Genomic DNA, 14,805 nt, shown 5'->3' on the forward strand with positions numbered 1-14,805 from the left:
TGCGGAGTCTGAGGCCATTTTCAGAAGAAAAGAATGTATAAAAGGGAATTCCCTCTTCATATCAGGTGGAGCAGGGAATGCTATAACACGTGGATCGGAGAGAGCACGCAGCTCCCTCCAGGGGACTCACTCCCTGTTAGACAAAGAGTGAACGGCTGATGATAACCAGCAGGATAAAGAGAACCAGAATGGCTCCAGTGCTTGTGAACCCGCCGCCGTATCCGTATCCGCCTCTAACTTCTTCGCTCATTGTTCATTCCCCTTTCGCGTGTGAGTTGTTGTACTTGAGTACATCGTATTGTATGTGCGGAGGGAAGAACGTGTATAGGCCAATGCCATAGCACCGGGCAAAAAAAATCAGCCCCGGCCTTCCGGGGCTGACAGAGGTATGCAAAGACGGATGATCAGGCCTTCTCCAAATCACGGATGCCCGCATAGACCAGATCGAACAGATCCTCCAGCTGATCCTCCTCAATACAGGAGAAGGCAATGCGCAGGTCGCTCTCGCCAAGGGCGATGGTTCCCAGGCCGTAGGTGTGAATCAGGTGGAGCCGCAGGTCTTCCGCAGATACAGTAAAGAGTTTCAGGCACATGAAGTACCCGGAGTTGAACGGATAATACGTCCATACATCATCGCCGTATTTACCGCTGTCCAGCAGCGCCTTCACTTTGTTAGCCCGGCCTTTCATGATCAGGAACTTCTCTTCCTTCTGGGCTGAGAATTCTGGTGCCTTCAACGCGCCCAGCACGAAGGTCTGCGACGGATGTGCGCCGCTGGAGATGGTGGCCCGGATAATGCCCAGGGTTTTTTGTTCCAGCGCAGCCAGCAGCTCCTTGTCCTCCGAAGCGTAGGTGATGAAGCCGACGCGGAAGCCCCAGACGAATTCTTCCTTGGTGGCACCGTCAATCTTGACCGCCAGCACGCGCGGATGCAGATTCGCCAGCTTGCCGAACAGGGATTCCTTGAGTGAATCCTCAAAAAAGAGTCCGAAATAAGCGTCGTCGCTGACTACTACTACATTAACGCCTGCTTCTGCAGCTTGCAGGATAGCGGCAACAATAGCCTCGCCTTCTGCAAGACCGGGCGTATATCCGGTTGGATTATTCGGGAAGTTAAGCAGGACGATGGCTTTGCCGCGGTCCTTCTGGGCCAGCAGGGCATCCAGCAGCCCTTCGCTGTTGAAGCTCATATCCTCCGTGAAGAGCGGGTAATTTACGGTTTCGGTCAGTCGGCGGATGCCGAAGGTCAGCTCGTAGTTCTCCCAGTTTTTGTCCGGATAAATGACGGCATCCCCTTGCTCTGCGAACAGATCGGCAACGATGCTAAGCCCGTGGGTCAGCGCATTCGTGACGATTGGATTACTGAAAGACTTGCCTTCAAGCGACGGATTCTCACGCAGCATCTTCTCCCGCCAGACGGAGCGGAGCTCCGGCTTACCTGCTGGAGGCGCATAGCTGTACAGGTCTTTGGGATTGTAGGCGGAGAGCTTATCCTGGATTACGCCAAGGTGCATCGGCAACCCGTTCTCGGTAGCAATCCCGATGGTGGCGTTATACTTTTTAGCATGAGCCGTTGCCTCTGCGGATTGGCTCAGAATCCCCTCTTTGGGAAAATAGATCGCTTTACCGAGACTCGAGAGCATATCGTATACATGTTCATTGCCTGCCTTGATGCTGTCATTCAATTGTCCAGCCAGTGGATTCATCAGTTTCATCCTTCCGGTATTCTTCTGGGATATATACGTTAACATTGCCTAACATTATAACACCGTGGATTGCCGCCGTCACTTAGGAATGCTGCGTTTTCATAAATAGTTTTGGAATCGAAGCGGCGTCCCGTCCCCATGCGTAGCGCAGAAGATGTACAAACAGGAACCGGACAAGGTATTATGAAAAGTAAGCTTACGCTATACCTATAGGAGGGAATCATATGCTGCATGCATCGCCATCCTCTTTTGTAATCCTCCCGGCCTTGGCGAAGATTGTCTGTGAACCGGGCTGGAAGTGGCAAAAAAGAGAGAAGCCGCTGCAAAATTACGATTTATTCTACGTCTGGAGCGGGGAGGGCACGGTTGTGCGCGGAGGAGTGCCCTATCAGGTAGGGAAGGGAAGCTGCTTCCTGTTCCGCCCGGGGGATTATACCAGCGCCACACATAATCCGCAAAAGCCGCTTGTGCTTACATATATTCACTTCGATATTACCGAAGAGGTGACCGAGGTGCCGGCGTTCTACCATGAGCTGAGCGAGACGGTGGAATTCGAGCATCTGCTGGCCCGTTATGTCCGGCTGTTCCTGGTGCAGACCTATGCTGCCGAGGAAGAGGGCCGTCTGATTCTGAAGCAGCTCATGATTCATCTGCTGCGGCAGGATCAGGCTAGGCCGGTCGAGCGCCATGTCAGCAACCAGCTGGCGGAGGTGATCCACGAGGTCGCCAACTATGTCAGCCAGCATCCCGGGGCGGCGCACCGGGTAGAGGATCTGGCCGCCCGGGCGGGGCTGTCCCCGCGTTACTTCTCGATCAAGTTCAAGGAGATCACCGGCTCCTCGGTCCAGTCCTATGTGATCCGCGCACGGATCGAACGGGCGCAGCATCTGCTGCTGTATGCGGGCATGAATGTCACGGAGGTGGCGGATGCGCTCGGCTACCGGGACATCTTCTTTTTCAGCCGCCAATTCAAGCAGCATACCGGGAAAAGTCCTTCGGAGATCCGCTGAAGCGGCGGGGGAGTATCGTGCTGATTGTAGTATAGGTACCTCGGGTGCTTGATGTGCCATGTGTGCTACGAGTGCTTGATGTGCCATGTGTGCTACGAGTGCTTGATGTGCCATGTGTGCTACGAGTGCTTGATGTGCTATGCGTGCCATATATGCCATATGTGCTATGCGGACCGTGAGGACCTTATTTTGCGAAAAAGGCACTTATTGCCCCCCGCTGCGGACTCAGAGGCCGTTATCTGACTGATTGGGGCTGAAATAGAGGCGTATGGGCTAACTTAAGAGCATCTGAGTCCGCTTGCCCTCCGTGATCTGGCAAAATAGCTGAAATAGCGGCTTCCCAGTCCGCAAGGCAGACCTAAAGTTGAAGCGGACACTGCGCTGTGACAGAATAGAAGCAAGAGAAGCCAATCATACACGGGAGAAGGAGAAAGCTTATGTACGAAATAGTCCTGATACGGCATGGAGAGAGTGAATACAACCGGCAGAATCTGTTTACGGGCTGGAGTGATCCTGATCTGACGGAGAAGGGTGTTGAAGAGGCGAAGAAGGCAGGAAAGCTGTTGAAGGATGCCGGATATACCTTCGATCTGGCGTTCGCCTCGGTGCTGAAGCGTTCGATCAAGACGCTGAACTATGTGCTGGATGAGATGGACCTGCTGTGGATTCCGGTGCAGAAGTCGTGGAAGCTGAATGAGCGCCATTACGGTGCACTACAGGGCCTCAGCAAAAGTGAAACCGCCCTTAAATACGGTGAGGAGCAGCTCCATATCTGGCGGCGCAGCCTCTCGGTCCGCCCTCCGATGCTGGAGCCGGATGATCCGCGTTATGCCAGACATGATATCCGCTACAAGGAAGTGCGTCCGGGTGATATCCCGCGCGGCGAGAGCCTGGAGGATACCGTGCACCGGGTCGGAGATTTCTGGACCAACCGGATTGTGCCGCTGATCCGCAAGAAGGAGCGGGTCCTGATCTCGGCGCACGGCAACACACTGCGGGCCCTGATCAAGTATATGGAGGATATCGACGAGACCGCACTGCTGGATCTCAATATCCCGACCGGCGTTCCGCTGGTCTACAAGCTCGACGACGACGTGAAGCCGCTCAGCCGCTTCTATCTCGGCGAACCGGAAGAGGTGCAGCAGAAAGCCCGCGAGGTGGCGAATCAGAGCAAGGTTACGGAGTAACCGGAGCGGCGCTGCGCCCGGCTTAGCGTAGATGATAATTAAGGGAGTATTCCAGCCAGTATATGGGGTTGGGATACTCCCTTTTTTGACATTTGTGTGACTAACGTTTGTTAATAAATAGGGTTAAGGGGCTAAAAAATTACAATAGCCAGCAGCTAATGACACGTGTCTAAAGTAGTATCTTTTAATATATGTCATCATTCGACATCAATATACAAAAAAGAACAAAAATTATTATTGTTGAAATTATAGTAAAAGAATACTCTGTTTAAGTATGTAATTCAGATGGAAATTTATTTAATAGGAGGAAATTTTTTTGAAGAGGATAGCCATATTATTATTAGTTTTATCTATCTTGACTGGTAATGTGAGCCAGATGTCTAGCTATGCTACTGCTAGCGGGGCTACTAAAGGTGGCGTTCTCACAGAGAATAAGCCAACGCTCGAAACTGGTGATTTGATTTCTTCGGTATCGAAGGAAACTAAGGACGCAGTGGGTGAAATATTATCGTCGATGACAGTAACACAGGATACTTACAGTAAAAATATGAGAGGGAAATACATAGTCAGCTTGAAGGATAATTACCAGGTAAATGTATCTAGTGTAGTTTACAGTGTATATGAAGAGAAATACGAGTTAGGTCTCAAGAATAGTGCACTAGACTTGAGTCCCTTAGCAGAGATGAGAAAACAGCAATACGATCAAGATCTTGCGCAAAAAGTTAATTTATATCATGTGAAGGATCTGGAAAGTGCTAATGCTCTGTATATGGAGTTGCATCCCGAGGAAGTCAATCAGTTGCTTGCAAATCCAATGGTTGCTGCAGTAGAAGAAGATAAACCAATACAAATTGCAGAACAGAGAACACTCACCAAGGTAGAAGAGCAGCCAATTAAGGAATCTTCACAAACCATTCCTTGGGGAATTCACTCGTCAGGTTCATATATAACCAGACAAGCAGTAGGTTCAAGTGATGGCCAGATCAAAGTGGCAGTCTTTGATACGGGAATATCTAACCATCCGGACCTGAATCTTGCTGGCGGGGTTAGTTATGTAGAATCTGCGGATAGTTATGAGGATGATAAGGGGCATGGAACACATATTGCAGGTACAATTGCCGCTTTGGATAATTCCTTCGGAGTAGTAGGTATGGCACCGAATGCTGAGCTATATGCAGTAAAGGTAGCCGACTCTTCTGGCGACGGATATACAAGCTCGGTTATTCAGGGTATTGAATGGGCGATCAATCATAAGATTAATATCATTAATATGAGTTTTGTATCTGCGCAGTATAGTGAAATGCTGCACAAAGCCATTCAGAAGGCGACATCCGCTGGTATTATTATTGTTGCTGCAGCAGGAAATAACGGTTCCGGGGAAGACACCGTGCAATATCCCGCTAGATACCCTGAGGTTATTGCTGTCGGTGCGATAGAATCATCACACCATCGTACGGACTTCTCAGCTACAGGCGATGAACTGGATATTGTAGCACCGGGTTTTGGAGTAATGAGTACAACAATGAATGGAGAGTATGGTGTTTCCTCGGGAACATCCAACGCCGCAGCGCATGTCACTGGTGCTGTTGCATTATTGTGGTCTCACCATCCATCGCTGAACGGGCAGGAAGTTATTGATAAGTTATATGAAGCGGCAACCCCGCTCGAAACATCACATGAAGCCGGTCACGGAATTGTTAATATTGCCAAAGCCGAAGGAGTTATTACAGGGTCAATTGCCCCATTATCGGAAGAAAATCTATCAGGACTTAATACGATCATGCCTTCTATTCCAGATAGTGAAATAGGAATAGCCTCTTACGACCCTAAGAATGACGGTGCCTCTATCCATCCTGGGGATTCGGTTACAGTCTCCCTAAAGCTGGAAGGAGATGAGCATGGGGAGAACCCCCATCAAAAGGTTGAGGTGGAAGTTACTTCTGCCTCCAATCCGCTTCAGGTCATTGCAAGTAAAACGATAACTGGAGTGGCACTGGATAAGGATATTCCCTACACTTGGCAGACTTCTTCATCCACGCCTACCGGTACGTATAAAATAAAATACAAATTTCCTGCCGTACCTTCAGGTTTATATGACTACCAGTTTACAGTTTATGTGACGGAAGCAGGTATAGGGCAAGATACTTTTGAACCTAATGATACCTTTATAACTGCAAAAAACGTATTTCCTAAAAATAGCTATATCTCTTACATTTCTTCAGCCAGTGATGTGGATTATTACAAACTGACAGCTGAAGAGACAGGACAAATCCCTATCGGACTAACCATTCCATCTAAAGTTGACTATGAACTTGATATTTATACCGCGTCCGGACTTCCTGTATGGAGCTCTTCCAATGGCACTGGTGTGGCAGAGCATGTAGATTTACAAATTACCAAGAATCAAGTCTATTACCTTAAGGTTACTGGCTTCAGCGGCCAATTTAGCAGCTCACCGTATACGTTGACTTTGGGATCTATTGAGGCTCAACCGTTTGCAGTCCCTTCTGGTTTGAAAACGGCAGCCTATGCTAATAGCATCAAGCTTACCTGGGATGCGATGCCTGAGGCAACACTCTATAAACTCCGGATTAACGGGGTGGATAAGGGTACCTCTAACGTCAACTCATATACTTTTTTAAACTTGGTGTCTTCACAGGGGTATCTCTTGGAAGTAGCCGCAGTTTATCCTAAAGGCAGCAGCGCCTATGCTTCGGTGCAGGCCTCAACTACCTTGCCGGAATTAATTGTGTATCAGCCGCAGGATGTAAACCAGGCCTCTCTCAGCACACAGCTGTTCAGCTTCAAACCGGCTACCACCGGAGTGTACCGGATTTTCACTAGTCCGTATCAAGGTAACGGTTCTGTAGTGGATACGGAACTCTCTATATATAACAATTTGCAGCTGGGTAAGCAGCTTGCAGTGAATGATGATACGAATGATACGGTCTTCTCAGAGATTCGAATCAGCCTAATTGGCGGACAGACTTACTATGTCAAAGTAAATGGTTTTGATACAACTGCTCTGCGTACTAGAGTTACTGCAGATGTCATCAGCTCAAGCATTCCTTACATTCAGCAAGATCATCCTGTTGATATTAACGAACAGGCCGGGAACAGTAATGTATATGTCTTCGTTCCTGGAAATACTGGTAGATTCCGAATAAACACTAACCGTTACGGAGGAAGCGCTAGTTCAAAGGCTAACGATACGAATCTCTCTGTATATGCGAGTGTAGAGATGGAAGAACCTATCACCGGTGGTCATAACGATGATAAAGCAGACTCCGTGTTCTCGGAGGTGACTGTGAATCTCAGCGCTGGTGTTCCATACTATATTCGTGTAAATGAAGCAAATGGCGGTAAAACTTATGCACGGCTGCTGGTGACTTCAGCTGGACAAACTGCGTTTACCGTAGTGAAAAGCGGGACATCCATTGATTTATCCAAGGCAAGCGGAGAGGAAGCCTATCTGCAGTTTACACCTGCATCTACAGGCAAATATCGTTTCTTTACTTCCAATTATCAGGCGACTTCGCAGTTAAATGATACTGAAATAGCCTTGTATTCTGATTCTGACTTAACAACATTGCTGAATGCTAATGATGATGCTACAGATTACAGGCCCTACGGAGAGCATTTCTCTAAGCTAGAAATGACTCTAACTGCCGGCGTCACCTACTACGTTGCTGTAAGCAGCTTTGGTTCGGTAAATGGATTACAGACAAGGTTTACAGTCGAGAATATGGAACATAGCAGTCCGGGTACTGCAGCAAGTCTTCCATTTGGGGAGATGGTAACTACAGATTCACACGGTGCTCCGCTCGCAATTTCGTCTTTATACGATACGGATTACTACAAAATAGATTTGACTGCCCCAGATCAGGTCAGCTTGTATCTATCTCAGGGTGATGGCACCATTGAGGATGCCTACGGGAATATCAGGGGATACTTCAGTGCCGATGGGCAGATGTCATTTGACCTGACTGCAGGAACATATTATCTGAAGGTTCAGAGTGGTTGGGAAGGCCCGGCTTGGGGTTTCTCCAAATTTGAGTATGAGCTATCAGCGGATATTAATGTTATTGAGTACACTAAGGGCGAAAGTGAGTTCTTGTCTACCTTACGTGCTCTGAAAGCAAGCGCAGTGAAAAGCTTCGATGCTACGCCTGGCAGTAAAGGTTCTGTTAAAGTCCAGTATAAAAATAAGGTGAATAATACTAACCTTAAAGTAGAGATTAGAACAGCCAATCTGGCAAATGGATTAAGTGTTTATGAATATACCACGGGAGGAAGTTTCAACAAGGATACACTAACCGATATTACCTGGAATGGATCGGTTGATTCTAAATCACCGGATAAATATTGGTATGCAAATTATACAGACTCAATTTCAGGAGCGCCTCAATACTGGGCAAAGGATGGTTACTATAAAATATTTGTATCACGGTTGGAAGGTAGCAAGAAAAAACAAACTCAGGAATTCCTGGTACAGGTAATTAATGATCCATTAAATGGATTGAATATTATTCCGCTGCCTCCAACTATTGAAAAAGGGAAAAAGATCACTTCAAAAACGAATACTTGTAAGGCATGTAAAAACTATTTTGAGCGTTATATTTTGCATCCCAATGATCATGGTTATGAATTGACGTATGGAACATGGTTTGCTGAAGTTTACGGGATGACAGGTATTCAGCAATTCTCTGCTGGCGCATTAGCTTTAGTTACTTGTAGTGAAGGTAATGCAAAAGAGCGATTACAATGTACCTTAAATAATATCGGGATGATACCGATATTGGGTGAAGGTGCTGATGCCATTAATGGCGTGATTTACTTTGTGAATGGCGATTATCTTGATGCTTTATTGTCGGCCGGAGCGGTCGTTCCGTTCATAGGGAATTTTGTAACAGCAGGAAAGAAAATATCATATACCGCGACTAAACGTGTTGAACTTGTCTTTAAAATGAACCCTTGCGGGTGTGTTCCTGAAGGAACTGAGATCATTACAAAAGATGGGCCTAAGCCGATAGAAAAGGTTCAAATTGGCGATCTTGTATTAGCGAAGGATACAGAGACCGGCAAGCAAGACTATAAACCGGTTGTCAATTTATTTAGCAGAGAAAATACAGAGATTTATAATCTTGGAGTTCAAGGTAAAACAGTTCAAAGCACAGGTAACCATCCATTCTGGGTGATAGGCAAAGGCTGGGTAACCGCTGATGAGTTAGCTCCAGGGGATTTATTAGAGACGCAAACAGGCGATACAGTTGTTTTGGAGTCTGTTGCATTAAGTGATACTTTATCCAAGGTATATAATTTTGAGGTAGAAGAGTTCCATACCTACTATCTCTCAGAGTTTGCTTTATTGACTCATAATTCAGCGGAAGCGTGCCAACTTTCTAATTATAGTAAAATTGTACCTAAAAGGTTAACAGCCAGAACCACGGGTGCGCAATCTACTATTCTGGCTGGAGAAATTACAAAGGCAACAGGATTAGCCAAGCCCTTCAATTGGGCGGCACATCACATTATACCTTATAAGCCTTCAAATGATGTGGCTGTTAAATTGCATGCTATTATGAAGAAACATAATATTGATCTTAATTCATCGGCAAATGGAGTATTCTTGCCACCAGCTGGTAATAAAGCAGATGTATTAGTGATTGATGAATTTACAATTTCTACACACACAGGGTCACATGGTAAATACTATTATGATGATTTATACGACATGCTAAAGCCTGTTCAAAACGACTCCACTTTAGTATTAGAAGCTATAAACGAGATGAGAGAAAAACTGCTCACTGGTCAGTACAAACTATACAGAGCAAAGAAATAGGAGGATAAAATGAAAGTATATAGAATGAGACGTGCAGAAAACTATTTAGATTTAACACTTGATAAATCAACTTCTTCAGAGCATCCGATTGAAACTGACTTCACAGGTGAAACCAAATTATCATTTTGGACCCCCCCTATCATGTTTACAAATAAAAAAAAGAAGAAGAGTGACTTTCCTAGTTACTTAAATGGTAAGCCAGTAATATCAGCAAAGGCGAAGGATGTATTAGAAACTTATCTCGAAAAAGAAGTTGAATTTCTACCCTTGATTCACCCATCTTTAGAGTTCTCAATGATTAATGTTACAAATATTATTGATTGCGTGGATTACAACAGATCTGTAATCAAATTAACTAGTAAAGGAACTTTCGCTGGATTTAACAAACTTGTTTTTGACTTTTCCAAAATACCGGATAATACCTATATTTTTAAAATTAAAGAAACGGCTACCTTTTGTGAGTTCGTAACTGAAGCATTTAAAGATCTTGTAGAGCTCCACGGCCTTAAGGGCTTGGATTTCTCGGAGGTTTACGATTCAGCTTTTACTGCAGAAAAAGAAGAAGAACAGAAACAGAATTATCAAGCAGCCCTTGATTCTATTGAGCACAGCAAAGGGACTGAGTTTTCATATGATGAGGCTCGTATTCTTATGGAGCAGGGAAAAGCGGTTGCCAGCGGAAAATGGAGAATGCAACTAGATGAGAATGGGGAATTGTGGATAGCAGATCTGACTCCAGCTTTGGTGTATGACTGGGGACAGCCGATTTATATTCCTCCAGTGTTGATGCTGTTACAATGGCACGAAGTAGAAAAGTACGATATTAAATAACAGATTCTGGAGGAATGAAATGTACTCATTAAAGCGGCCCTTTACATTTATCATAAGTTTAATTCTTGTTTTTACACTTCTTATCCCCGGTATTGGAACAGGAACACCTTCGGCGGCAGCCGCTGAAGGTGTTCCTGTAACCGTACATCAACTCAAAGGCAGTCTCAATGTTAACGGTATTTATTACGGGCCAGTAGAACTTGGGCTCACCATTCAGAATCCGGGCTCTGGCGTTTCTTCAACCCGCTATAGCTTGGACGATGGAGGATCTTGGCTAACCTACAATCAACCGATCTCTTTCTCAGATAAAAAGGTATACCATATTCTTTATCAGTCCATTGGACTAAATAACAATAATGAAGCACCTAAAGAAGTTTCCTTCACCATAAAAAAAGATAATTTCCCTCCAGAGACATCTGTTTCAGTGAATGGAACGTTAGGACAAAATTCTTATTACAACAGCAATGTTACAGTTTCTCTTAATGCAACCGATGCGCATTCCGGGATACAATACTCTGAGTATAGTTTCAATGCGGGACAGACATGGATTAAGTACACCACTCCTTTTACTGTGGAAGGGCCTAGTACAATCATCTACTACCGTTCAACGGATGTTGACGGGAACGTGGAAAAAGCAAAAAAAACGAAGATCAGTGTGGATAAGGAGCCACCGTCTTCTCCTGACTTCAATATTAGTCCGGATGTGTGGAGTAACTCTTCGTTCACCGTTACTATAACAGATGGTATCGACAGTCAGAGTGGTACTTTAAAATCACAGTATCGTATAGGAAGCTCTGGCGAGTGGCTTGATTATACCCATCCTGTAGTGGTAAACGGGAATGGACTGATGAATATATATGCCAGGACGCTGGACTATGCCGGAAACAGCAGTATGATAGCCGAACATACATTGCAGTTTGATAAAACATCTCCTACTGTGCCATTAGTTGGTCTTAGTACTTCCGATTGGACTAATGAACCAGTCTATATCAATCTGGATGGTGGTACAGATGCTGAGAGTCAAGTTCGAGGTTACGATTATAAGGTAGGTACGGCTGCAGAGTGGAGTGAATATGTTAATTCATTTCCTGTCCGCAGCGAAGGACTTACCAAGGTGTATGCCCGGACGATTGACATGGCGGGGAATGTAAGTGCAACTGCAGAAGGCACTGTTAAGATCGATTTAACTCCGCCAGTTGCACCTGCGAATATTTTTAAAATTAATCAGTTTGGAACTTCAGCCCTGATTCGCTGGTCAGCAGGTTCAGACAGCCTATCAGGAGTGAGCGAATATGAAGTTTTGAACGGAGAAGAGTTGCTTGGAATCACCAAGGATCAGCAGATTAAGCTGGAAAATATTCGTCCGAATGAGAAATACTCCATTACTGTAGTAACCATAGATAATGCTGGTAATGTTTCTGAAGAAACGATTCCACTGGTTTTCTTCACCAGTAGCATTGCGGTATCCGGATATCGTGATCATAACTTTGCTCTGAATAATCAGGGACAGGTCTGGGGCTGGGGCCTTAATAATAAAGGTCAACTGGGAGATGGTACTCTCGTAACCCGAAATATTGCAACACGAATCTCAGCACTCGATGGCTTCGCTATGATCTCATCCGGATTGACCCAGAATATTGGGCTGCGTGCTGATGGTACCGTGTGGACCTGGGGACAAAGTAGCGCCGGTAGTAATGTATCCTTGCAGTCAGTAGCCGGACTTGATCATATCGTATCCATCTCCTCTGGTCTCGGACACTTCGTGGCCCTGAAAGAGGATGGAACGGTCTGGACCTGGGGGAATAATGGTTTTGGACAACTGGGTACGGGAACAATTAATAGTTCTGCTGTTCCTGTGCAAGTCAGCGGATTGAACTCGGTTGTCTCGATTGCTGGCGGATATTACAACACTATGGCACTGAAAGAGGATGGCACCGTTTGGATCTGGGGGGATGGCTCCAGAGGGATTCTTGGATATAATCCAACTGCTGAATATAAGCAACTTATCCCTTTGCAGATTCAAGGGCTGGATCATATTATTCAAATTGATTTCTCCTATATGCACGGAGCCGCACTTAAGAAGGATGGAACTGTGTGGACCTGGGGATTTAATGCATACGGTCAGCTTGGAAATGGGTCCACTTATGATGCCTCGGGTCCGGCAAAGGTTCAGAATTTGAGTAATATTATCAAGATATCTTCCTCGTATGCTCATAATTTAGCATTAACTGGTGAAGGTAAGGTCTGGAGCTGGGGTGACAATGCCCAAGGTGAATTGGGTGACGGCACTATTGTTCAGAACAGACTGGTTCCTGTTCGTTCTGCACATCTGGATGGAATTGCTGATATTGAGGCTGCTGAGTTTTACAGCTTTGCTGTCAAACTGGATGGCTCCATGTGGGCCTGGGGAGTTAATAGTGACGCTCAACTGGGAACAGGGAATCTGACTCTGCAGCGTACCCGTACTATAGTAACTGGAATAGATTATCCGGTTGATATTCAAGTTCCAGTTACCCCTAATTTGACGAGTACAGGAAAAACGGCAACTACAGCTGTACTTTCTTGGAACGAGGCTTCCGATAATCACGGTATCAAGGATTATCTGGTTTATCGAGGGTCAAATCTGATTCAGGCACTTCCTGTAGACGGTAACTCCATCGAGTCAGTGACAGGGTACACTGCTACAGGTCTTGCGCCTGGAACCACATATACCTTCTCGGTTAAGGCGAGGGATTATGCTAATAATGTTTCTGCCTCTAGTAATGTGGTGTCGGTAACGATGGAGGCTTCGGCTCCAATGGCTGTCTCCGCAGGTTCTGATCAAACTTATGCCTTGAAGAGTGATGGCTCTGTTTGGACCTGGGGGAATAACTACCAAGGGCAATTAGGGAATGGGAAGGCAACTAGTTCTAATAAGGCGACCCAAACTGTGAACCTTTCTTCAATAGCTGCGATCTCGGCAGGCGGGTCTTACGGGTTAGCTCTTAAAAGCGATGGCTCTGTATGGGGCTGGGGAGATAATTCCTTGGGGCAGCTAGGATATCAGCCAATTCCTTACCAGCAGTACCTGCCGACTAGGATTGAGAATTTCCAATCTGTAACCGCCATTTCGGCAGGTCAAACACACTCTCTGGCGCTCAAGAGCGACGGAACAGTGTGGGCATGGGGATCGAATTATTATGGTGAATTAGGGCTTGGAACTACAGGAAATAAATATGCTCCTACAAAGATCCCTTCACTAAGCGGGGTGAAAGCTATAAGTGCAGGTATGTTCTACAGTTTGGCTCTTAAGAATGACGGCAGTGTCTGGGCCTGGGGAATGAATATGAACGGACAATTAGGAAACGGTTCTACAACAGATTCAATGATTCCGGTAAAAGTTAACTCATTGGTCAATGTGAGCAGTCTATCTGCTGGGTTCTACCATGCGCTTGCCCTAAAGACAGATGGAACCGTCTGGGCCTGGGGCAGCAATTCGTATGGGCAACTTGGGGATAGGACTTATACGGACCGTTCCAACCCTGTAAATGTAACTTCTATTAGCGGAATTACGCAAATTTCTGCAGGTATGTATCATAGCATTGCAAAGAAGGATTCGGCTCTCTACAGCTGGGGTTATAATGCCTCTGGACAATTAGGTAATAATAGCACTAGTCCTTCATCTTCTCCTGTTACTGTTTCAGCTCTAACAAATATTAAAGACATAGATGCGGGTGTAAGTCATAATGCAGCGATTGACGGAAACATAGTGAAGACTTGGGGAGGTAACAGTAGCGGAGAATTAGGTAATGGAAGTTCTTATGATTCCAGAGTTCCAGTAACTGTTTTGGGGTTAACACCAAGTCAAACTACTTCTCTCAAGACTATAACCAGCAGTACGCTTGTGACAAAAGATTTAATTGTAAGCGGAGAGGCCGGACAGAGTCTTTATAAAAACATAAAATTCCCTGAAGGGTTTGTGATGCCAGACCTCATTGCACCTACTGCTCCTGCCTATGTGAAAATGACTAAGAATACCGGTGCAATTGTTATGCAATGGGAAGAATCGAAAGATAACAGGGGTATCAAAGAATACTGGGTATTCATTAACGAAAAACTTGTGCTAAAAACTACTGCACATGAAGGAATTGAACTACAGCTTCCTGAAAATGAAGTTATCTCAATTACGGTTATTGCTGTAGATGAGGCGGGAAATGTCTCGAAGCCCAGTATGCCTGTATCTCCTTAAC

Annotated in this window: 7 protein-coding genes; 5 read left to right on the plus strand and 2 right to left on the minus strand. The window is 45.6% G+C overall.

The genetic code is table 11. The features are described from left to right. Positions 1-136 precede the first annotated feature (136 nt). Positions 137-250, minus strand: a complete 114-nt coding sequence (locus tag MKX42_RS07260; RefSeq protein ID WP_209875980.1) for a YjcZ family sporulation protein — start codon at positions 248-250, stop codon at positions 137-139. 154 nt (positions 251-404) lie between these two features. Further along, positions 405-1,706 carry an aminotransferase class I/II-fold pyridoxal phosphate-dependent enzyme gene (locus tag MKX42_RS07265; RefSeq protein ID WP_340751917.1) on the minus strand — a complete coding sequence of 434 codons (1,302 nt, stop codon included), beginning with the start codon at positions 1,704-1,706 and terminating at the stop codon, positions 405-407. A 224-nt stretch (positions 1,707-1,930) separates the two neighbouring features. On the opposite strand from MKX42_RS07265, the gene MKX42_RS07270 reads away from it, so the two are divergent. The 5 genes from MKX42_RS07270 (at position 1,931) to MKX42_RS07290 (ending at position 14,804) form a co-directional block, all read left to right on the plus strand. After that, the gene (locus MKX42_RS07270; protein WP_340751918.1) at positions 1,931-2,716 is read left to right on the plus strand and encodes an AraC family transcriptional regulator; all 786 of its coding nucleotides are present in this window, start codon (positions 1,931-1,933) and stop codon (positions 2,714-2,716) included. 437 nt (positions 2,717-3,153) lie between these two features. After that, positions 3,154-3,903: a 2,3-diphosphoglycerate-dependent phosphoglycerate mutase gene (gene gpmA, locus MKX42_RS07275; protein ID WP_076082294.1), complete on the plus strand. Its 750-nt coding sequence runs from the start codon at positions 3,154-3,156 to the stop codon at positions 3,901-3,903. Positions 3,904-4,219: 316 nt separating this feature from the next. After that, positions 4,220-9,745: a S8 family serine peptidase gene (locus MKX42_RS07280; protein WP_340751919.1), complete on the plus strand. Its 5,526-nt coding sequence runs from the start codon at positions 4,220-4,222 to the stop codon at positions 9,743-9,745. Positions 9,746-9,754: 9 nt separating this feature from the next. Then, the gene (locus MKX42_RS07285; protein ID WP_340751920.1) at positions 9,755-10,576 is read left to right on the plus strand and encodes an imm11 family protein; all 822 of its coding nucleotides are present in this window, start codon (positions 9,755-9,757) and stop codon (positions 10,574-10,576) included. A gap of 19 nt (positions 10,577-10,595) precedes the next feature. After that, a complete protein-coding gene (locus MKX42_RS07290; RefSeq protein ID WP_340751921.1) occupies positions 10,596-14,804 on the plus strand; it encodes an RCC1 domain-containing protein in 4,209 nt (1,402 codons plus the stop codon). Position 14,805: the final 1 nt, after the last annotated feature.

It is taken from the genome of Paenibacillus sp. FSL R7-0204, from assembly GCF_038002225.1.
Classification (GTDB): Bacteria; Bacillota; Bacilli; order Paenibacillales; family Paenibacillaceae; genus Paenibacillus_AQ.

Coding starts and splice junctions, on each gene's coding strand:
- MKX42_RS07285 (WP_340751920.1), top strand. CDS start 9,755: ATGAAAGTATATAGAATGAGACGTGCAGAAAACTATTTAGATTTAACA.
- MKX42_RS07260 (WP_209875980.1), bottom strand. CDS start 250: ATGAGCGAAGAAGTTAGAGGCGGATACGGATACGGCGGCGGGTTCACA.
- MKX42_RS07290 (WP_340751921.1), top strand. CDS start 10,596: ATGTACTCATTAAAGCGGCCCTTTACATTTATCATAAGTTTAATTCTT.
- gpmA (WP_076082294.1), top strand. CDS start 3,154: ATGTACGAAATAGTCCTGATACGGCATGGAGAGAGTGAATACAACCGG.
- MKX42_RS07265 (WP_340751917.1), bottom strand. CDS start 1,706: ATGAATCCACTGGCTGGACAATTGAATGACAGCATCAAGGCAGGCAAT.
- MKX42_RS07270 (WP_340751918.1), top strand. CDS start 1,931: ATGCTGCATGCATCGCCATCCTCTTTTGTAATCCTCCCGGCCTTGGCG.